Below are 18,217 nucleotides of genomic sequence, written 5' to 3'. Positions count from 1 at the left end.
GGGAGACCTGTGGGTGGACCCGTCTCAGCTCGGCGCAGGCGAGGAGCGCTTGACAACGTCGTAGGCGGCGAGCGCCGCCTTGCGCGTCGCCGCGAGATCGACGATCGGCTCGGTCGGTGCATCCGCTGCCCACTCCGAGATGTACAGCCCCTGCGGATCGAACTTCTTGGCCTGGAGCTCGGGGTTGAACACCCGGAAGTACGGCGCCGCATCGGCCCCGGACCCTGCGACCCATTGCCAGTTGAACGGGTTGCTCGCGCCGTCGGCATCGACGAGGGTGTCCCAGAACCACTCCTCACCGCGCCGCCAGTCGATCAGGAGGTTCTTGACGAGGAATGACGCGGTGACCATGCGCACGCGGTTGTGCATGAAGCCGCTGTGCCACAGTTCGCGCATGCCCGCATCGACCAGCGGGATGCCGGTGTCGCCGCGCTGCCACGCGGCGAGCTGAGCAGGGTCGAGGGGCGGCCAGGGGAACGCGTCGAACTGGCGGCGGAGGTTCACGGTGGCCAGATCGGGGGAGTGGAACACGGTGTGCCACGCGAACTCCCGCCAGCCCAGCTCCGAGAGGAATCCTGCGGCGCCGTGAGCGTCGACGGCGTCGTGCCAGACGGTGAACGGGCTCAGCTCGCCCCAGCGCAGTCGTGGTGAGAGCAGTGAGGTGGCACCGGCGGACGGCTCGTCCCTCGCGCGATCGTACGTGCCGATGTCGTCGCTGAGGAACGACGTCAGCCGGGCCCGTGCGGCGGGCTCGCCGGGCTCCCACGTGTCGCGCAGACCGCCCGCCCAGTCCGGTCGGGTCGGCAGGAGATCCCAGTCGTCGAGGTCGTCGGAGGTCGGCGGTGGCGACACCCCGTCGAGGCTTCGCGGCGCGGCGAGCGGTGCGCGGGGTGTGGGGAGGGCGAGGCAGGCTCGCCAGAAGGGAGTGAACACCGAGAAGTGGGTCCCACCCCCGGTCTTCACCGTCCAGGGTTCGTGCAGCAGGGAACCGGCGAAGGAGGCGACCTCGAGCCCGTCATCACGGAGCGAGGCCTTCAGGGCAGCGTCGATGTCGCGCTCGGCTCCGCCGTACCGGCGGTTCCAGAACACCGCGCTCGCCTCGGTGTCCGCCACGGCCTCGCGGACGACGCGCTCGGCGGGCCCACGCCGCAGCGTCAACGTCGCCCCGAGGTCTTGCAGGCGACCGCTCAGCGAGGCGAGCGAATGGTGCAGCCACCAGCGCGCAGCGCCGCCGAACGGCCGGATCCCGGGCGACTCCTCGTCGAGGACGTAGAGCACGACGATCGGCTCGTCACGGTCGATGGCTGCGCGCAGCGCCGGGTTGTCGGCGAGGCGGAGGTCGTCACGGAGCCACACGATCGAGGGGGAGGACATGGCTCCATTCTCGCCCGCGCGACGGAATCGGCGGGCAGGGGTTGCGTGCCGCGCGCCTCAGCGACTACGACGCCACGGGCGAACAGCAGGAACAGGATCGGGAGCAGTCGCCCACAGTGCCCAGAGCACCAGCAGCGGCTGGAAGAACAGTCGGCCGAAGCGTCGCGCCTCGGTATCGAGACCGGGGGTCGAACGGTGGGTGCGCCACTGGTGCACGTTCCCGGGCAGGACGGCGACGAAGAACGCGGCCGTCGCGACGCCGATGCGTCGTCTCTCCTTCGGCAGCGCGAGGAGCCCGACCGCGAGGGCCACCTCGGCGGCGCCGGAGGCGATCACGATAGCGTCCTTGTCGAGGCGGGTGGCCTTCGTGGCCCAGTCCGGGACGACGACCCGGAAACCTCGGGTGCTCACGAAATGGACGATGCCGATCGCCCCCAGGGCGAGTGCGAGGATCCAACGCGCCAGTGCTCTGATCATCCGCTCACGCTACCCCGGCGCGTCCGAGGGCTCGCTGTTCGCCGGGGCGCGTCGCAGCGGGTCAGTCGACGAGGAGCCGACGATCGGCCTCCCACAGACGGAAATCGTCGGCGATCTCGGGGGCGTGCGTGTGATGAAGATAGTGCTCGCCGTCGAGGGGGATCACTGTTCCGTCGTCGACCTCCGCTGCCTGGCTCTCGTGGAGGTCGATCCAGTCCGGATTGCCGGCATTGTCGGCGACCACGAACAGCAGGACGGGGAGCGCGACGGGAAAGCCGGTGCCCGCGGCATCCGCGAAGTTGGTCCTGATGCGGTTCATCTCGTCGAGGTAGGTGGGGGTGAGCGAGTTCCGGTTGCTGAGCAGCGACATCTGTTCGCGCGCGTCGTCGTCGTAGTCGAGCCCGTCGAGACCGTCGCCGGACGCGTGCGCGACCAGACGGATCAGGCCGAGGTTCTTGGCCGCGGCCAGCAGACCGGTGGGGAAGACCGTGTCCATGTTCGGCTGGCCCGGCACGCTGCTGTCGATCCCGACGAATGCCGTCACCTCGTCGGCGTACCGGTTCGCATATTCGATCGCATACAGGCCCGCGATCGAGTGCCCCATCACCACGTAGCGGTCGACCTCGAGCACCTGCAGCGCCTCGTGGATCTCGTTCACGATGTTGTCGGTCGTCCTCGCGCGTTCGGTGCCGTCGCTCAGGCCGTAGCCGAACGGCTCCACGACGATGACGCGGTGGTCCTGCGCGAGTTCTGCGACCAGAGGCTCGAAGTCGAGGGCCGGCGAGGCGGTGCCGAAGCCGGGGAGCAGGACGAGGTCCTGATCGCCCTCGCCGCTGACGACCACGTTCATCGACCGTCCGTCGACGCTCACGGTCCGACCGTATGTCTCTATCCGGTCCTTCTCCGTCTCGGTCGACACGGCGTTCACCACGGTGGTGGTCGTCAGTCCGACCGCCAGCAGGGTGCCGACGGCCCCGGCGACGATGAGGGCTCTTCTGAGAGACGTGCGCACGATGGCCTTCCCGGCGCGCACGGGGTCGAAGGGGCGGTGCGCGACTGTCCTCCAGCCTGGAGCAGGAGTTCCACCGGCGCGTCAGCCCGCCGTGCACACCTCGGTACCGCGTTCGCAGTACGCGGAAGTCATCCGTCGGGCGGATCCGGGGCGGGCGCACACACGAAATACTGGATGTATGCCGACCACCCGTGCCCGCCGTGACGGGTTTCGGATGACCGATCTCCTCGCCGTCGCGCTGATCGTGTTCTTCGCCGTGCTGCCGTTCCCCGACGAGACCTTCCGGGCCGAGGGGATGCTGCGGATCCCTGCCCTCGCACCGGCCCTGATCATGCCTTTCCGGGGCAGGTGGCCGATCACCGCTCTGGTCGTCAGCCTGGCGTGCGTCGTCGCCGTCGCCGCGTCAGGGTCGATCTCTCCCAGCGCGCTCCTCGCCGTCGCGATCGCCTGCTTCGCGGTGGTCGATCGCCTCGGGCGACGCATCGGGCTGCTCTCCCTCGGCATATCGGTCGCGGTCGCGTTCCTCGCCGACGCCTGGGCGCTCGGCGGTGATCTCCTCGATGCGACGGCGCTGCAGTTCATCCTGATCATCGTCCTGGGTGGCGCCCTGGGGGACACGGCCCGGTCGCGGCGGGAGTTCGTCGCGGCGATGATCGAACGCGCAGAGCGGGCCGAGCGGAGCCGCGACGACGAGGCGCGCAGACGGGTCGCCGAAGACAGGGTGCGGATCGCCCGCGACCTGCACGACGTGGTCGCACATCAGATCGCGGTGATCAGCCTGAACGCAGGCGTCGCCTCCACGTCTCTCGAGACACGGCCCGAGCGTGCACAGGAGGCTCTGGCGACGGTGCGCGACGCCTCACGGACGGTCCTCGCCGACATCGGGGGACTCATGACCCTGCTGCGCGCCGAGCCGGACGACGATGAGGGCGAGCTCCGTCCGCAGAGCGGGCTGGGAGACCTGGAGACGCTGCTCTCCGGATTCCGCGCGGCGGGACTTCGCATCGACCTGCGGGATCCTCACCGCGGATTCGATCTGTCGCCGGCCGGCGATCATGTCGCGTACCTGGTGCTCCACGAGGCTCTCACCAACGCGCACAAGCACGGTCGCGGCGGCACGGCGACCGTCGCCCTGCGTGCCGAGGGCGCAGCGGTGCATCTGACGATCGTGAACCCGGCTGCGGACGACGCCTCGAGTCCTCTCCGGGCAGGACACGGGCTTCGCGGTCTGCAGGAGCGCCTCACGGCGGTCGGAGGCGCCATGCACGTCGGCAGCGACGGCGGGGTCTTCTCGCTCGAGGCGTGGATCCCGACCGAGACGGCCCCGACCTCGTGACGATCTCGGTGCTCGTCGTCGACGACCAGCCTCTCGTGCGGCTGGCAGTGCGTGACATCCTCGTCGACGGCGGTCTTCTCGTCGTCGGGGAGGCGTCGGATGGACGTGCAGCGGTGCGCGCGGCCATCGAGACCGCGCCCGATGTCGTGCTGATGGACATCAGGATGCCGGAGCTCGACGGGATCGCCGCCACGGCTCTGATCCGTGCGGACACGGACGCGTCGCACCGGCCCCGAGTGCTCGTGCTGACGACGTTCGAGGACGACGAGAACGTCGTCGCGGCGCTGCGTGCGGGCGCGAGCGGATTCATCGGCAAGGGGGCCGAACCCGACGAGATCGTCCGCGCCGTGCGCACCGTGCACCAGGGCGAGGCACTGCTCTCGTCATCCGCGACGCGAGCACTGATCGCGCGTGCGGTAGGTCGCGGCGGCGCGCTGCGTTCGGAGCGGTGGGAGGCCGCGCTGGCGCCGCTGACGCCACGGGAGCGCGAGGTTCTCGAGCTCGTCGCCGAGGGGCTCACGAATCAGGACATCGCCGCCCGCCTGACGATCTCGCCGCACACCGCGAAGACCCATGTGAACCGGATCATGACGAAGGTCGCCGCGAGCGACAGGGCACAGCTCGTGATCCTCGCCTACGAGTCAGGGCTCGTGACCGCCGGGGAGTGATCCTCGGCTCGCGGGTCTGCGCCACACTGGGATCCATGACCGTCCTGCGCATCAGCATCCTCTTCGTGCTCGCCGCCGTCGCCGAGATCGGCGGAGCCTGGCTGATCTGGCAGGCGATCAAAGAGAACAGGGGGTGGGTGTTCGCGGTGCTCGGGGTCATGGCGCTCGGCGCGTACGGCTTCATCGCGGCCCTGCAGCCCGATGCGAACTTCGGGCGCGTGCTCGCCTCGTACGGCGGTGTGTTCATCGCGGGATCGCTCGCCTGGGGCATCATCGTCGACGGCTTCAAGCCCACCGTCTGGGACTGGGTCGGCTCGGCGATCGCCCTGGTGGGTGCGGCCATCATCATCCTCGCGCCGACAGCCGCGAACACCGCGACCGAGACGGCGTCGTAGCGGTCAGCGGCCCCCGGGCATGCGAGTAGCCTAGATCCAGACCCAGATGGAGTGTGCAGTGCCTGAAAATGCTCAGCCGAAAGACGGCTTCGCCCTGTTCTCTGACCGTTCAGTCGTCGCGATGCGCGTCAACGGAACCCTCAAGGACCTCGCCGCGACAGTGACGGATGCCGACGAGGTCGAACCGGTCACGATCGACAGCCCCGACGGACTCAACATCCTCCGTCACTCGGCCGCGCACGTGCTCGCCCAGGCGGTGCAGCGGATCAACCCTCAGGCGAATCTGGGCATCGGCCCGCCCATCACCGACGGCTTCTACTACGACTTCGGCGTCGAGACCCCGTTCACGCCTGAGGACATCAAGGCCATCACGAAGGAGATGCAGCGCATCGTCCGCGAGGGACAGCGCTTCGTGCGTCGCGTCGTCACCGACGACGAGGCGCGGGTGGAGCTCGCGGACGAGCCGTTCAAGCTCGAGCTCATCGGTCTCAAGGGCCCTTCGGCAGGCTCAGGGACCGTGGGAAAGGTCGAGGGCGCATCCGTCGAGGTCGGCGAGGGCGAGCTGACGATCTACGACAACACCACCCGCGACGGCGAGGTGGTCTGGAAGGACCTGTGCCGCGGGCCGCACCTGCCCAACACGCGCATGATCGGCAACGGCTGGGACCTGACCCGCATCGCCGCCGCCTACTGGCGAGGCAGTGAGAAGAACCCGCAGCTGCAGCGCATCTACGGCACGGCATGGCCGTCGAAGGACGAGCTGCGCGAGTACCAGCACCGTCTCGAGGAGGCCGCCAAGCGCGACCACCGTCGCCTCGGCAAGGAACTCGACCTGTTCTCGTTCCCCGAAGAGATCGGCTCGGGGCTCTCGGTCTGGCACCCCCGTGGCGGTGTCGTGCGCGGCGAGATGGAGCAGCATGCGCGAAAGCGCCACATCGAGGGCGGGTACACCTACGTCTACACGCCGCACATCTCGAAGGAAGACCTCTTCCTCACGTCGAACCACCTCGTCACGTACAAGGAGGGCATGTACCCGCCGATCGTGATGGACGAGGAGCGCGACGACGAGGGCAACATCACCAAGCAGGGTCAGGACTACTACCTGAAGCCGATGAACTGCCCGATGCACATCCTGATCTACAAGGAGCGTGCGCGCAGCTACCGCGACCTGCCGCTGCGGTTCGCCGAGAACGGCACCGTCTACCGCAACGAGCTGTCCGGCGCGCTGCACGGGCTCACGCGCGTCCGCGGCTTCACTCAGGACGACTCGCATCTCTTCGTCACGCCGGATCAGCTCGAGGGCGAGGTCGCGAAGGTCCTGGAGTTCATCCTCTCGATGCTGCGCGATTTCGGTCTCACCGACTTCGAGCTCGAGCTGTCGATGAAGGATGACGAGAAGTCGAAGTGGATCGGCTCCGACGAGTTCTGGGATTCGTCGACCGATGCTCTGCGTCGTGTCGCCGTGGCCTCAGGCCTGAAGCTCACCGAGGTGCCCGGCGAGGCCGCGTTCTACGGCCCGAAGATCGACCTCAAGACGCGCGATGCGATCGGCCGCACCTGGCAGCTCTCGACCGTCCAGGTCGACCCGAACCTGCCGGAGCGCTTCGAACTCGAGTACATGGACAAGGACGGCCAGAAGAAGCGTCCCATCATGATCCACCGCGCGCTGTTCGGCTCGATCGAGCGCTTCTTCGCGATCCTCCTCGAGCACTACGCCGGCGACTTCCCGGTCTGGCTGTCTCCGGTGCAGGTCGTGGGCATTCCCGTCGCCGACGAGTTCGCCGACTACCTCGGAGAGATCGTCGACACGCTGCGCACTCAGGGCGTCCGTGCCGAGCTCGACGCGTCGGACGACCGGATGCAGAAGAAGATCCGCACGCACACCACCGGCAAGGTGCCGCTGCTGCTGATCGCGGGGGAGAAGGACCGCGATGCGGGCACCGTCTCGTTCCGCTACCGCGACGGCACACAGGAGAACGGCGTGCCGATCGCCGACGCCGTCGCCCGCATCCGTGCCGCGATCGACGCGCACACGCTCGTGCAGACAGCAGGGGACCTGGCGTGACCACAGCCTCGGGGCCGTGGGAGGACGCCGGAGAGTTCGCCGGCGTCCCCGACGAGTTCCAGCGACTGTGGACGCCTCACCGGATGGCCTACATCCAGGCGGGCCCCGAGCCGCTGCGCGAGGAATGCCCGTTCTGCGAGGCGCCGAAGCATCCGGATGCCGAGCGGCTGATCGTCGCCAGGGGCGAGACGGCGTACGTGCTGCTCAACCTGTTCCCGTACAACTCCGGTCACCTGCTCGTGTGCCCCTACCGGCACATCGGCACCTACGACCAGGCGACGCCCGAGGAGGTCGCCGAGATCGGGGCGCTGACCCAGACGGGCATGCGCGTGCTGCGCGAGGTGTCACGCTGCGACGGCTTCAACCTCGGTATGAACCAGGGTGCTGTCGCGGGTGCGGGCGTCGACGGTCACCTGCACCAGCACATCGTGCCGCGGTGGACGTCGGACGCCAACTTCTTCCCGATCATCGCGAAGACGAAGGCGCTGCCGCAGCTGCTCGGCGAGGTGCGTGAGGCCGTCGCGAACGCGTGGCCGGCCTCCGGTCGCTGAGGATCGACCGCCGCGTTTCGTCTCGCTYCGCTCGCTCAACGAGCGGGTGCTCGCCCGTAGGTCGTCGGGCGAGGTGCGTGAGGCCGTCGCGAACGCGTGGCCGGCCTCCGGTCGCTGAGTGTCGGACGCGTTTCGTCTCGCTCCGCTCGCTCAACGAGCGGGTGCTTGCGTTTCGTCTCGCTCCGCTCGCTCAACGAGCAGGTGTCCGTCGCGAACGCGTGGCCCACGCCATGACGCCGTTCAGCGCACCTGTCGTGCGCTGAACTGCATCCGCGGGTTCGCGTAGAACTCCTGCGCCTCGACGAGCCGCAGCTCGCGCGCACCGGACTCGAGGGTCGCGGCGAGCAGGTCGAAGACACTCGAAGCCGTGCGCTCGAGCGCCGTCTTCGCGTCGCCGGTCTCGACATAGTGCGCGGTGAAGAGCGCGGCGGTCACATCTCCCGAACCGTTCGCTTTCATCGGCAGCCGGGGCGTCTGCACGATCCAGGCTCCGGCCGAGTCCGCCACGAGCATCTCGATCGTGTCCTCCTCGCGGTCCGGTCGCTCGACGCTCGTGACGAGGACCGTGCGCGGTCCCATGGCCATGGCCAGGTCGACCGAGGCGAGCGTCGACTCGAGCGTGTCGGGCTCGGTGCCGGTGAGAAAGCCCAGCTCGAACTGGTTCGGGGTGATGATGTCGGCGACCGGCACGACCTTCTCGCGCAGCAGGATCGGGATCGCCGGCGCGACGAAGCATCCGGACTTCGCGTTCCCCATCACCGGATCGCAGGCGTACACGGCGTCGGGGTTGGCCGCCTTGACCCTGGCGACCGCGTCGATGATGACGTCGCCGATGCCCTCGCCGCCCTGGTAGCCACTGAGCACCGCGTCGATCTCTCCGAAGACGCCGCGTTCCTCGATCCCGGTGATGACCTCCCGCACGTCGTCGGGGGCGATCAGCGGCCCGCGCCAGGCGCCGTAGCCGGTGTGGTTGGAGAAGGTGACCGTGTAGACCGGCAGCACCTCGACGCCGATGCGCTGCAGCGGGAAGACCGCGGCGGAGTTGCCGACGTGGCCGTATGCGACGGCTGACTGGATGGAGAGGACCTTCATTCCCCGATCCTTTCGTTCAGGGCGGGAGGAGTCCCGCCGCGGGGGGTCATCGGGTGGCCGCGACGAGGTCGGCGACCAGGGTGGCCGCATCGTCGTCGGACAGGTCATGCACCGTCAGGCGCAGGTGGTGCGAGGGGTCGGCGCGCTCGTCGAGGGCGAAGTCGTCGCCCGTGCGGGCCAGCCAGCCACGACGCATGAGCCGCTCGGCGACCAGACGCGCCGGCTTCGGCAGCTCGAGCCACAGGCTCAGGCCTTCGGTGGGCGCGCAGGCGAGGCCGTGCTCGTCGAGCCGCGCGGCGAACGCGGCGTTCTGCGAGGCGTAGTGCTCACGGGCCGCACCGATCCTCGCGACGACGGACTCGTCCGTCAGCTGCGTGAGCGTCAGTCGCTGGAGCAGATGGCTCACCCACGTGGTTCCCGGGCTGAGTCGCATCGCGAGGCGCTCGTGCGTGGTCGCATCGGTCGCCGCGATGGCGAGGCACATGTCGGGACCGAGGAACTTCGACACGGAGCGCACGAGTGCGAAGCGACGGTGGCGGGGGCCGATCAGGGTCTCGTAGGGGCGCTGCGCGAGCAGGGAGAAGTGGTCGTCCTCGATGATCAGCACGTACGGGTGGTCGGCGAGCACGGCGCGCAGGGCGGCTGCGCGGGCGGGAGTGAGGCTCGCGCCGGTGGGGTTCTGCGCGCGCGGCGTGCAGATGACCGCCCGGATGCCGGCGTCGAGCGCGGCACGCAGTCCCTCGACCGTCATGCCCTCCTCGTCGACCGGCACGGGGACGGCCCGATAGCCGCCGAGGCGGACGGTGTGGATGCTGGCGAGGAAGCACGGGTCCTCGAGGGCCACCGCGTCGTCGCGCATGAGCGCCTGTGCGAGCAGGCGCTCGACGGCGTCGACGGCGCCGCTCGTGACGGTGATGCGGAAGTCGAGCGGGTCGAGATCCTGGGCGATCCACTCGCGCGCCCACTCGTCGAGACCCCGGTCGATCACGGGTTCGCCGTAGAGCACGGGGCGCCCGGCGACGGTGGCGAGAGCCTGGGACGGATCGGGGATCAGACGCGGATCCGGATTGCCGGTGCCCACGTCCCGCAGCACGGTGTCGGAGGCGTACCCCTCCTGCGCGACCGACTCATGACCGGTGATGACCGTACCTGCGCGCCCGCGGGAGAGCACGATCCCGGCCTGCGCCAGCTGGCGGTATGCGGCGACCGCCGTATTGCGGTTCACGCCGAGCGAGGTGGCGAGCTCCCGCACGGGCGGCAGCGGGCTGCCCGCGACGAGCACGCCGCGGTCGCGCAGGTCGCGCACGCTGTCGGCGATGTCCGCTGCGGTCGTTCCGATGATCTGGTCGCTCATTGCTCCTCGTCTCCGATTCTAGGTCGTTACCGACAGTGCTACTGTTTGGCCTAGATCAAACGAGACATCGTTCGACACATCCGAGAATCTGCACACCCTGCACGTCGTGCGTCCCCGACAGGAGTCCCCATGACCGAACAGACCACCACCGGATCGTCGCGCGTCAAGCGCGGTCTCGCCGAGATGCTCAAGGGCGGCGTGATCATGGACGTCGTCACCGCTGACCAGGCGAAGATCGCGGAGGACGCCGGGGCGGTGGCCGTGATGGCACTCGAGCGGGTGCCCGCCGACATCCGCGCGCAGGGCGGCGTCTCGCGCATGAGCGACCCCGACATGATCGACAGCATCATCGACGCGGTCTCGATCCCGGTGATGGCGAAGGCCCGCATCGGCCACTTCGTCGAGGCGCAGGTGCTGCAGGAGCTCGGTGTCGACTACATCGACGAGTCCGAGGTCCTCTCGCCGGCCGACTACGTGAACCACATCGACAAGTTCGGCTTCACCGTGCCGTTCGTGTGCGGTGCGACCAACCTCGGCGAGGCGCTCCGCCGCATCAACGAGGGCGCGGCCATGATCCGCTCCAAGGGAGAGGCCGGCACGGGAGACGTCTCGGAGGCGACCAAGCACATCCGCAAGATCCGTTCCGAGATCAACGTGCTGCGTTCCATGACGAAGGACGAGCTGTTCGTCGCAGCGAAGGAGCTGCAGGCACCCTATGAGCTGGTCGTCGAGATCGCGGAGACGGGTGCGCTCCCGGTCGTGCTGTTCGTGGCCGGCGGCGTCGCCACGCCGGCGGATGCCGCGATGATGATGCAGCTCGGCGCCGACGGCGTGTTCGTGGGGTCCGGCATCTTCAAGTCGGGCAACCCGGCCGAGCGTGCGAAGGCGATCGTCAGGGCGACCACGTTCTTCGACGACGCGAAGGTGATCGCAGAGGTGTCGCGCGGACTCGGCGAGGCCATGGTCGGCATCAACGTGAGCGATCTGCCTGCGCCGCACCGCCTGTCCGAGCGTGGCTGGTAACCCCCGGGTCGGCGTCCTCGCGCTGCAGGGCGACGTGCGCGAGCATGCCGCTCTGCTCGAGGGGCTCGGCGCCGAGGTCGTGCTCGTGCGCCGACCGGAGGAGCTCGGAATCGTCGCCGGTCTGGTGATACCCGGCGGCGAGTCGAGTGTGATCGACAAGCTCTCGCGGCTGTTCGGCATGCAGCAGCCGATCCGCGCGGCTATCGGGTCCGGGATGCCGATGCTCGGCACCTGCGCGGGGCTGATCCTGCTCGCGGACACCGTGCTCGACGGCATCGACGGCCAGGAGTCGTTCGGGGGCATGGACATCGATGTCCGTCGGAACGCGTTCGGACGTCAGGCGGAGTCGTTCGAGACCGACCTCGTCGTGCCTGCGCTCGGTGAGCCGGCGGTGCACGCGACCTTCATCCGCGCACCGGTGGTCGAGCGTGTCGGCGACGGCGTCGAGGTCTTGGCGGCGCTGCCGGACGGCACCGTGGTCGCCGTGCAGCAGGGCAGCCTGCTCGGCACGAGCTTCCACCCCGAGGTCGACGGCGAGACGCGCGTGCACCAGCGGTTCCTCGGCCTCGCCGAGACGTTCCGCCGGTCCCGGGCGGCGACGCACGCCTAAGCGCCCTGCACCAGCGCTCGGATCGCGGACACGGTGCGATCGATGTCGGCGTCGGTCGTCGCCCACGACGACATCGAGCAGCGCTGCGTCGCTCGACCCCGCCATTCGGCGCCGGTGACCGCAGCGGTTCCCTCGTCGAGGATCGCGCGGCCGAGGGCGCGGGTGGCGGCGTCGTCGTCGAGACGGAACATGACCTGGGTGTAGTCGACGTCGTTGACGACGTGCACCCCGGGGATGGAGCGCAGACCTCGAGCCATCGCCGCGGCGTTCGCGTGCAGCCGATCCATCAGCTGCGCGACGCCGGAACGGCCGAGGCTCTTCAGCGCGGCCCAGGCCGGCACGCCGCGTGCACGCCTGGACAGCTCGGGCGTCACATCCCACGGGTCGAGACCGGTGTACATCAGGTAGTCGCCGCCGGTGCGGAACGCGGCGATCGAGTCGGTGGGGTCGCGCACGATCGCCATGCCGCAGTCGTACGGCACGTTGAGGGTCTTGTGCGCGTCGGTCGCCCACGAGTCCGCGTGCTCCATGCCGGCGGTGAGCGATCGGAGCGCCGGCGAGGCGGCGGCCCAGAGTCCGAAGGCTCCGTCGACGTGCACCCAGGCGTCGTGCGCCCGAGCGATCGGGATCAGCGCCTCGAAGTCGTCGAAGGCGCCGGTGTGCACTTCACCGGCCTGGAGGCAGACGATCAGGGGTCCCGTGCCGCTGAGGAGCTGCTGCTCGAGCGCATCCGGCCGCATCCGTCCCTGATCGTCGGAGTCGATCACGATCAGCTCCGCCCGCCCGATCCCGAGAAAGCGCGCCGCGCGGTCGATGGAGCTGTGGCGATCCGCGCCGACGACGACGCGCAGCGGCGGTGCCTCGCGGAGTCCACGTTCGGCCACGTCCCACCCCGCCCTGGCCAGCACCGACTGACGGGCGGATGCGAGACACGTGAAGTTGGCGAGCTGCCCACCGGTGACGAATCCGACGCTCGCCGAGTCCGGCAGGCCGAAGAGGTCCAGCATCCACCGACCTGCGATCCGCTCCATGGCGACCGTGGCAGGTGCCAACGCGGAGGAGCCGGAATTCTGGTCCCACGTCGAGACGAGCCAATCGGCGGCGAGGGCAGCGGGATGGGTGCCGCCGATCACGAAACCGAAGAACCGTCCCCCCGGGATCGCGACGAGACCGGGGTCGGCGCGGGTCGCGATCTCCTCGATGACCTGCGCCGGATCGGTGCCGTCTTCCGGAAGCGGTCCGCCGAAGGCATCCAGCATCTCGTCGAGGCTCGCACGCGGCCACACCGGTCGGTCGTCGAGGTCCTCCAGGAACTCGGTCGCACGGCGGTGGGCGGTGTCGAGAGCACGTGTTCTGTCGTCGAAGCCACTCTGGTCCATGGGTCAGGACTACACCCGCGAGAGAGCGTGCGCCAGACGGATATGGACTGCCCGGGCCGCGCGGTCCGAGGGCAGAGCCTCGTCGCGCGCGAGCGCATCACCGGCAGAGTTCTCCGGGGCGCCGCGCGGGTGTGCGTCGGCGGCGGATGCGACGGGTACGGTGGCGGGATGCGAACGGAACTGGGGGCGACCGGAGTCAGCGCGAGCGGGGGCACAGTGGAACTCGTGGGCAGACGCGGTGCGGACTGGACTCGGATCGCGTCAGCGAGTCGCCCGCTCGCCGAGGCCATCGCCGAGCTCGACACGCCGGACCAGGCCGCCGCCCATGCGGATCCCGCGTACGAACGGTCGATCGCGTCGAGCAGTCCCTCGGCCCCGCGGTTCGCCGTCGGGCAGCAGATCCTCTGGCGATACGGGCGGGTGATCGAGACGGCACGGGTCGTGCGCGATGACGACCGCGGACTCGTGGCGTGGACGCCGTCGGGTTCGGCTCGCCTCGACGCCGTTCCCTCCGGCGGACGGCACCCGCGCGAGGTTCCACTCGCGGAGCGCTTCCTCGTGCCCTGGCGCGCCGTCGAGAGCAGCTGGAGAGGACCGGGCATCCTGCGAGTCGCACCGACCGGAAAGCCGTGGTCGGTGTGGTTCTTCCGGCGCGAGGACGGGACACCCGACGGCGCCTACGTCAACATCGAGCTTCCGCACCGGCGCATCGCCGGCCAGGAGGCGGCCGTGTTCACCCGCGACCTCGTGCTGGATCTCTGGATCGACGCCGAGCACCGCGGCGAGGAGGACATCTGGCTCAAGGACGCGGACGAACTCGACGCCGCGATCGAACAGGGCCGGTTCTCGCCTGAGCAGGCCGAAGCGGTGCGTGTGCTCGCGGACCACGCCGGATCGGGATTCTCCGTCGGCACCGCCTGGCCTTTGGACGACGGGTGGGACGAGTGGATGCCGGACGAGGAAGCAGACCTTCCGCTCGTGCTGCCCGCGACCGCCGCGATGGCCGCCGCGCGTGCACGCTCCGGCACGAGGGGCTCCGAGGGCTGAGTCGCCCGCCCGGACGTCAGCGGGTGCGGCGGTGGGACACCAGCCAGTCGTAGAACTCCGGGTTCTCATACGTCTCGGTCCACGAATCGTGGCCGACGCCCGGATATCGCGTGAACCGCACGTCGGCGCCGACCGACCGGAGCTCCGTCACGATCTGCTCCGTGGCGGAGATCGGCACGACATCGTCGGCATCGCCGTGGAACGTCCAGACGGGCACGTCTCGGATCGGCGCGGCGCTCTGCAGCCACATGCCCCCGCAGATCGGCGCGATCGCGGCGAATCGATCGGGATACCGCACCGCGAGGCTCCAGGTCCCATACCCACCCATGCTGAGGCCTGTCACCGATATGCGCGCCGGATCGATCCGGTGTGCCGCCACGACCTCGTCCAGCAGCCCGGACAGCGTCGAGAGTTCCGCGATCCACTGGCTCGGCTCGGGGCACTGAGGCGTGACGAGCACGAAAGGGAACTCGTGCCCGGCATCCGCCAGCTTCGGAGGGCCGTGCATCGCGGCGAGATCGAGCTCCGAGCCGCGTTCGCCGGATCCGTGCAGGAAGAGCACGAGCGGCCAGCGTCGGCCCGGGTCGGCGTCGTAGTCCGCAGGCAGGTGGATCAGGTACCGCAGGGCATCGGCCGGTGTCTGCTCGCCGTCCCTGACGTCGGAGGAGCGGACGGCTGGGGTGATGTGTCGGGATCTGCGCATGTCTCCATCCTGCGCCACTCGCGCAGTTCGTTAGAATAGACGATGCCCTGGGTGCGAGCTTCTGGGCGGATACGACGAGCGGAGACATATGTCCGGGCATTCCAAGTGGGCCACCACGAAGCACAAGAAGGCCATCATCGACTCCAGGCGCGCCAAGTCCTGGGCCAAGCTCATCAAGAACATCGAGGTCGCCGCCAAGCTCGGCGGGGCGGACCTGCAGGGGAACCCGACGCTGTTCGACGCCGTGCAGAAGGCGAAGAAGACGTCCGTCCCGAAGGACAACATCGACCGCGCGGTGAAGCGCGGAGCGGGCATCGGCGGCGAGGCCGTCGAGTACACCTCGATCATGTACGAGGGCTACGGACCCAACGGCGTCGCCCTGATGATCGAATGTCTGACCGACAACAAGAACAGGGCAGCGGCCGAGGTGCGCACCGCACTCAGCCGCAACGGCGGCACGCTCGCCGACCCCGGCAGCGTCGCGTACAACTTCAGCCGCAAGGGCGTCATCGTGGTCGGCTCCGAGGGGACCACCGAGGATGACGTGATGATGGCGGCCCTCGAGGCCGGCGCCGAGGAGATCGAGCCGCACGCCGAGGGCTTCGAGATCGTCACCGAGGCCACCGACCTGGTCGCGGTCCGCAGCGCCCTGCAGGATGCGGGCATCGACTACGAGTCGGCCGACATCGAGTTCGTGCCGAACCTCAAAGTCGAGATCGATGCCGACACCGCGCGCAAGATCTTCCGTCTCATCGACGCGCTGGAGGACAGCGAGGACGTGCAGAACGTCTTCACCAACTTCGACCTCACCGCCGAGGTGCAGTCCGAGCTCGAGAACGACGACGCCTAGGCGCGCCGAGACGTCGGGACGCGGGGCGACGAATAGCCTGGGGGAGTGACCTCCTCCTCGCTCCGCGTGCTCGGCATCGACCCCGGTCTGACCCGGTGCGGCGTCGGCGTCGTGGATGTCGATCGGGCGCGACGCGGCACACTCGTGCATGTCGGGGTCATCCGCTCGGACCCGGATCTGCCGATCGGCGAGCGACTCGCGATCGTGGCCGCGGGCATCCGCGACGTGCTCGCCGCGCACAGCCCTGACGCCGTCGCCGTCGAGCGAGTGTTCGCGCAGCAGAACACCCACACCGTGATGGGCACCGCGCAGGCGAGCGGCGTCGCGCTGCTGCTCGCGGCGGAGGCCGGCCTGCCTGCAGCGACGCACACGCCGAGCGAGGTCAAGGCCGCCGTGACCGGGTACGGCTCGGCCGACAAGCGGCAGGTGCAGGCGATGATCGCCCGGATCCTCCGCCTCGACGCGCCACCGCAGCCGGCGGATGCCGCGGACGCCCTGGCCATCGCCCTCTGCCACGCCTGGCGCCGCGGGGCCGCGGGGGCTCCGGGCCAGGGGGCGCTCACCCCGGCCCAACGGGCGTGGGCGGACGCGGAGCGTGTCGCTCGAACATATCTACGACCCGGTGCGTAGGCTGGAGCGATGATCTCCTCGCTGCACGGCGCCGTCCTCCACTCGACCGCCGATCAGGTCATCATCGACGTCGGCGGCGTGGGCTTCTCCGTCGCGGTACCCGCGGATGTCGCCCACACAGCGACGGTGGGCGAGAAGCTGCTGCTGCACACCAGCCTCATCGTGCGCGAGGACGCGCTCTCGCTCTACGGATTCGCCGATCGCAGCGAGCTGGAGATCTTCGGTCTGCTGATCAGCGTGACCGGGGTGGGGCCGAAGTCCGCGCTCGGGGTGCTCTCGCACCTCACCGTCGACCAGATCGCCGATGCCGTGACGGGTGAGGATGACGCGCCCTTCCGACGCGTCTCGGGGATCGGACCCAAGACGGCCAAGCTCATCGTGCTGCAGCTCGCCGGAAAGGTGCACCCGGTGGGTGCGGCATCCACGCAGACCACGAGCGGACCTGTCGACGTCGTCGACCAGGTCACCGCGGCGCTGGTCGGACTCGGCTGGTCGGAGAGGGTCGCCGCCGAGGCGGCAGCGCAGACCGCCGCCGAGGCGACCGACGCCGAACGCGACTCCGTGGCGCCGCTGCTGCGACGCACGCTGGCGCTGCTGGGGCCGGCCCGTGTCTGACGCCCGCGACGCCTCGGAGCCCTCCGACGACACCGAGCTCGCGATCGAGGGCGCATTGCGCCCCACCAGCCTCGGCGAGTTCGTCGGGCAGCAGAAGGTGCGCGGTCAGCTGCAGCTGCTGCTCGACGCCGCCCGCATCCAGAACAGGCCCCCCGATCACATCCTTCTGGCGGGACCTCCCGGGCTCGGCAAGACGACGCTCGCGATGATCGTCGCGCATGAGAGCGAGCGGCCGCTGCGGCTCTCCAGCGGCCCGGCGATCCAGCACGCGGGCGACCTCGCGGCGCTGCTGTCGAGCCTGGTCCCGGGCGAGGTGCTCTTCATCGATGAGATCCATCGCATGGCTCGCTCCGCCGAGGAGATGCTGTACCTCGCGATGGAGGACTTCCGCATCGACATCATGGTGGGCAAGGGCGCCGGAGCGACGAGCATTCCGCTGGATCTCTCTCCCTTCACCCTCGTCGGGGCGACCACCCGTTCGGGGCTGCTGCCGAATCCGCTGCGCGATCGCTTCGGCTTCACCGGCCACCTCGAGTTCTACGACGAGCCGGAACTGGAGCAGGTCATCGCCCGGTCCGCTCTGATGCTCGGCGTCGACCTCCCGCACGATTCCCTCTCGGAGATCGCGCGGCGCTCGCGCGGCACACCGCGCATCGCGAACCGGCTGCTGCGACGCGTGCGCGACTACGCGCTCGTGCACGGCGGCGGAGCGGCGACGCTCGAAGGCGTCCGCGCGGCGCTCGAGCTCTACGACGTCGACCCGATCGGGCTCGACCGGCTCGACAGGGCGGTTCTCGAGGCCCTCGTGCGACGTTTCCGCGGTGGTCCCGTCGGACTCAGCACCCTGGCCGTGGCGGTGGGCGAGGAGGGCGAGACGGTCGAGAGCGTCGTCGAGCCGTACCTGGTGCGCATCGGGTTCCTCGGCCGGACGCCGCGTGGCCGTGTGGCGATGCCGGAGGCCTACGCGCATCTCGGCGTGGCGCATCCGGACGGGGCGCTTCGCCTGGATGACCTATAATCGCTGGAGACTTCCCCG

Annotated in this window: 19 protein-coding genes; 12 read left to right on the top strand and 7 right to left on the bottom strand. The window is 69.6% G+C overall.

Features of this window, described 5'->3' with window-relative positions; genetic code table 11:
• Nucleotides 1-24: 24 nt before the first annotated feature.
• From ASD43_RS11880 to ASD43_RS11870, 3 genes are all read right to left on the bottom strand, one after another.
• Nucleotides 25-1,374: a cryptochrome/photolyase family protein gene (locus tag ASD43_RS11880; protein WP_056417729.1), complete on the bottom strand. Its 1,350-nt coding sequence runs from the start codon at nucleotides 1,372-1,374 to the stop codon at nucleotides 25-27.
• A gap of 57 nt (nucleotides 1,375-1,431) precedes the next feature.
• Nucleotides 1,432-1,851, bottom strand: coding sequence for a DoxX family protein (locus ASD43_RS11875; protein ID WP_052677821.1), 420 nt, complete (start codon nucleotides 1,849-1,851; stop codon nucleotides 1,432-1,434).
• Nucleotides 1,852-1,912: 61 nt separating this feature from the next.
• Complete coding sequence (locus ASD43_RS11870) at nucleotides 1,913-2,863, bottom strand: alpha/beta hydrolase (RefSeq protein ID WP_082539467.1); 951 nt, start codon at nucleotides 2,861-2,863, stop codon at nucleotides 1,913-1,915.
• A 214-nt stretch (nucleotides 2,864-3,077) separates the two neighbouring features.
• Here ASD43_RS11870 and ASD43_RS11865 point away from each other — a divergent pair, with 214 nt between their 5' ends.
• From ASD43_RS11865 to ASD43_RS11845, 5 genes are all read left to right on the top strand, one after another.
• Complete coding sequence (locus ASD43_RS11865) at nucleotides 3,078-4,199, top strand: sensor histidine kinase (RefSeq protein ID WP_235564119.1); 1,122 nt, start codon at nucleotides 3,078-3,080, stop codon at nucleotides 4,197-4,199.
• Nucleotides 4,166-4,867, top strand: coding sequence for a response regulator (locus ASD43_RS11860; protein ID WP_235564118.1), 702 nt, complete (start codon nucleotides 4,166-4,168; stop codon nucleotides 4,865-4,867). The genes ASD43_RS11865 and ASD43_RS11860 overlap by 34 nt, the downstream gene beginning before the upstream one ends.
• 35 nt (nucleotides 4,868-4,902) lie before the next feature.
• Nucleotides 4,903-5,262 carry a YnfA family protein gene (locus ASD43_RS11855; RefSeq protein ID WP_056419572.1) on the top strand — a complete coding sequence of 120 codons (360 nt, stop codon included), beginning with the start codon at nucleotides 4,903-4,905 and terminating at the stop codon, nucleotides 5,260-5,262.
• Nucleotides 5,263-5,383: 121 nt separating this feature from the next.
• Nucleotides 5,384-7,327 carry a threonine--tRNA ligase gene (thrS, locus tag ASD43_RS11850; RefSeq protein ID WP_235564175.1) on the top strand — a complete coding sequence of 648 codons (1,944 nt, stop codon included), beginning with the start codon at nucleotides 5,384-5,386 and terminating at the stop codon, nucleotides 7,325-7,327.
• Nucleotides 7,324-7,878, top strand: coding sequence for an HIT family protein (locus ASD43_RS11845; RefSeq protein WP_056417717.1), 555 nt, complete (start codon nucleotides 7,324-7,326; stop codon nucleotides 7,876-7,878). The genes thrS and ASD43_RS11845 overlap by 4 nt, the downstream gene beginning before the upstream one ends.
• 240 nt (nucleotides 7,879-8,118) lie before the next feature.
• Here ASD43_RS11845 and pdxY read toward each other — a convergent pair whose 3' ends face one another.
• Nucleotides 8,119-8,970: a pyridoxal kinase PdxY gene (gene pdxY, locus ASD43_RS11840; RefSeq protein ID WP_056417715.1), complete on the bottom strand. Its 852-nt coding sequence runs from the start codon at nucleotides 8,968-8,970 to the stop codon at nucleotides 8,119-8,121.
• A 46-nt stretch (nucleotides 8,971-9,016) separates the two neighbouring features.
• Nucleotides 9,017-10,324 (bottom strand): aminotransferase class I/II-fold pyridoxal phosphate-dependent enzyme, encoded by a 1,308-nt coding sequence (locus tag ASD43_RS11835; protein ID WP_056417713.1) that lies wholly within the window; start codon nucleotides 10,322-10,324, stop codon nucleotides 9,017-9,019.
• Nucleotides 10,325-10,453: 129 nt separating this feature from the next.
• On the opposite strand from ASD43_RS11835, the gene pdxS reads away from it, so the two are divergent.
• Nucleotides 10,454-11,347: a pyridoxal 5'-phosphate synthase lyase subunit PdxS gene (gene pdxS / locus ASD43_RS11830; RefSeq protein ID WP_056417710.1), complete on the top strand. Its 894-nt coding sequence runs from the start codon at nucleotides 10,454-10,456 to the stop codon at nucleotides 11,345-11,347.
• Complete coding sequence (pdxT, locus tag ASD43_RS11825; protein ID WP_056417707.1) at nucleotides 11,337-11,957, top strand: pyridoxal 5'-phosphate synthase glutaminase subunit PdxT; 621 nt, start codon at nucleotides 11,337-11,339, stop codon at nucleotides 11,955-11,957. Before pdxS ends, pdxT begins: the two co-directional genes overlap by 11 nt.
• On the opposite strand, the gene ASD43_RS11820 is transcribed toward pdxT, so the two are convergent.
• Complete coding sequence (locus tag ASD43_RS11820; protein ID WP_056417704.1) at nucleotides 11,954-13,336, bottom strand: pyridoxal phosphate-dependent decarboxylase family protein; 1,383 nt, start codon at nucleotides 13,334-13,336, stop codon at nucleotides 11,954-11,956. The genes pdxT and ASD43_RS11820 overlap by 4 nt on opposite strands.
• A 168-nt stretch (nucleotides 13,337-13,504) precedes the next feature.
• Here ASD43_RS11820 and ASD43_RS11815 point away from each other — a divergent pair, with 168 nt between their 5' ends.
• Entirely contained in the window at nucleotides 13,505-14,383 is an 879-nt protein-coding gene (locus ASD43_RS11815) for a DUF402 domain-containing protein (RefSeq protein ID WP_162247497.1), read from the top strand.
• 16 nt (nucleotides 14,384-14,399) lie between these two features.
• Here ASD43_RS11815 and ASD43_RS11810 read toward each other — a convergent pair whose 3' ends face one another.
• Nucleotides 14,400-15,086 (bottom strand): prolyl oligopeptidase family serine peptidase, encoded by a 687-nt coding sequence (locus ASD43_RS11810; RefSeq protein WP_056417697.1) that lies wholly within the window; start codon nucleotides 15,084-15,086, stop codon nucleotides 14,400-14,402.
• An 88-nt stretch (nucleotides 15,087-15,174) separates the two neighbouring features.
• Between ASD43_RS11810 and ASD43_RS11805 the strand changes: the two genes are divergently transcribed.
• The 4 genes from ASD43_RS11805 to ruvB are packed head-to-tail and all read left to right on the top strand — an operon-like array spanning nucleotide 15,175 to nucleotide 18,199.
• Complete coding sequence (locus ASD43_RS11805) at nucleotides 15,175-15,936, top strand: YebC/PmpR family DNA-binding transcriptional regulator (protein ID WP_045255064.1); 762 nt, start codon at nucleotides 15,175-15,177, stop codon at nucleotides 15,934-15,936.
• Between the two features lie 45 nt (nucleotides 15,937-15,981).
• Nucleotides 15,982-16,566 carry a crossover junction endodeoxyribonuclease RuvC gene (gene ruvC, locus ASD43_RS11800; protein WP_056417694.1) on the top strand — a complete coding sequence of 195 codons (585 nt, stop codon included), beginning with the start codon at nucleotides 15,982-15,984 and terminating at the stop codon, nucleotides 16,564-16,566.
• A 9-nt stretch (nucleotides 16,567-16,575) separates the two neighbouring features.
• Complete coding sequence (gene ruvA, locus ASD43_RS11795; RefSeq protein WP_056417690.1) at nucleotides 16,576-17,181, top strand: Holliday junction branch migration protein RuvA; 606 nt, start codon at nucleotides 16,576-16,578, stop codon at nucleotides 17,179-17,181.
• A complete protein-coding gene (gene ruvB / locus ASD43_RS11790; RefSeq protein ID WP_056417689.1) occupies nucleotides 17,174-18,199 on the top strand; it encodes a Holliday junction branch migration DNA helicase RuvB in 1,026 nt (341 codons plus the stop codon). Before ruvA ends, ruvB begins: the two co-directional genes overlap by 8 nt.
• Nucleotides 18,200-18,217 lie beyond the last annotated feature (18 nt).

The organism is Microbacterium sp. Root553 (assembly GCF_001426995.1).
Classification (GTDB): Bacteria; Actinomycetota; Actinomycetes; order Actinomycetales; family Microbacteriaceae; genus Microbacterium.
This window is presented reverse-complemented; position numbering and strand designations above follow the sequence as displayed.

Coding starts and splice junctions, on each gene's coding strand:
- ASD43_RS11880 (WP_056417729.1), bottom strand. CDS start 1,374: ATGTCCTCCCCCTCGATCGTGTGGCTCCGTGACGACCTCCGCCTCGCC.
- ASD43_RS11875 (WP_052677821.1), bottom strand. CDS start 1,851: ATGATCAGAGCACTGGCGCGTTGGATCCTCGCACTCGCCCTGGGGGCG.
- ASD43_RS11865 (WP_235564119.1), top strand. CDS start 3,078: ATGACCGATCTCCTCGCCGTCGCGCTGATCGTGTTCTTCGCCGTGCTG.
- ASD43_RS11855 (WP_056419572.1), top strand. CDS start 4,903: ATGACCGTCCTGCGCATCAGCATCCTCTTCGTGCTCGCCGCCGTCGCC.
- thrS (WP_235564175.1), top strand. CDS start 5,384: ATGCGCGTCAACGGAACCCTCAAGGACCTCGCCGCGACAGTGACGGAT.
- pdxY (WP_056417715.1), bottom strand. CDS start 8,970: ATGAAGGTCCTCTCCATCCAGTCAGCCGTCGCATACGGCCACGTCGGC.
- ASD43_RS11835 (WP_056417713.1), bottom strand. CDS start 10,324: ATGAGCGACCAGATCATCGGAACGACCGCAGCGGACATCGCCGACAGC.
- pdxS (WP_056417710.1), top strand. CDS start 10,454: ATGACCGAACAGACCACCACCGGATCGTCGCGCGTCAAGCGCGGTCTC.
- ASD43_RS11820 (WP_056417704.1), bottom strand. CDS start 13,336: ATGGACCAGAGTGGCTTCGACGACAGAACACGTGCTCTCGACACCGCC.
- ASD43_RS11815 (WP_162247497.1), top strand. CDS start 13,505: ATGCGAACGGAACTGGGGGCGACCGGAGTCAGCGCGAGCGGGGGCACA.
- ASD43_RS11810 (WP_056417697.1), bottom strand. CDS start 15,086: ATGCGCAGATCCCGACACATCACCCCAGCCGTCCGCTCCTCCGACGTC.
- ASD43_RS11805 (WP_045255064.1), top strand. CDS start 15,175: ATGTCCGGGCATTCCAAGTGGGCCACCACGAAGCACAAGAAGGCCATC.
- ruvA (WP_056417690.1), top strand. CDS start 16,576: ATGATCTCCTCGCTGCACGGCGCCGTCCTCCACTCGACCGCCGATCAG.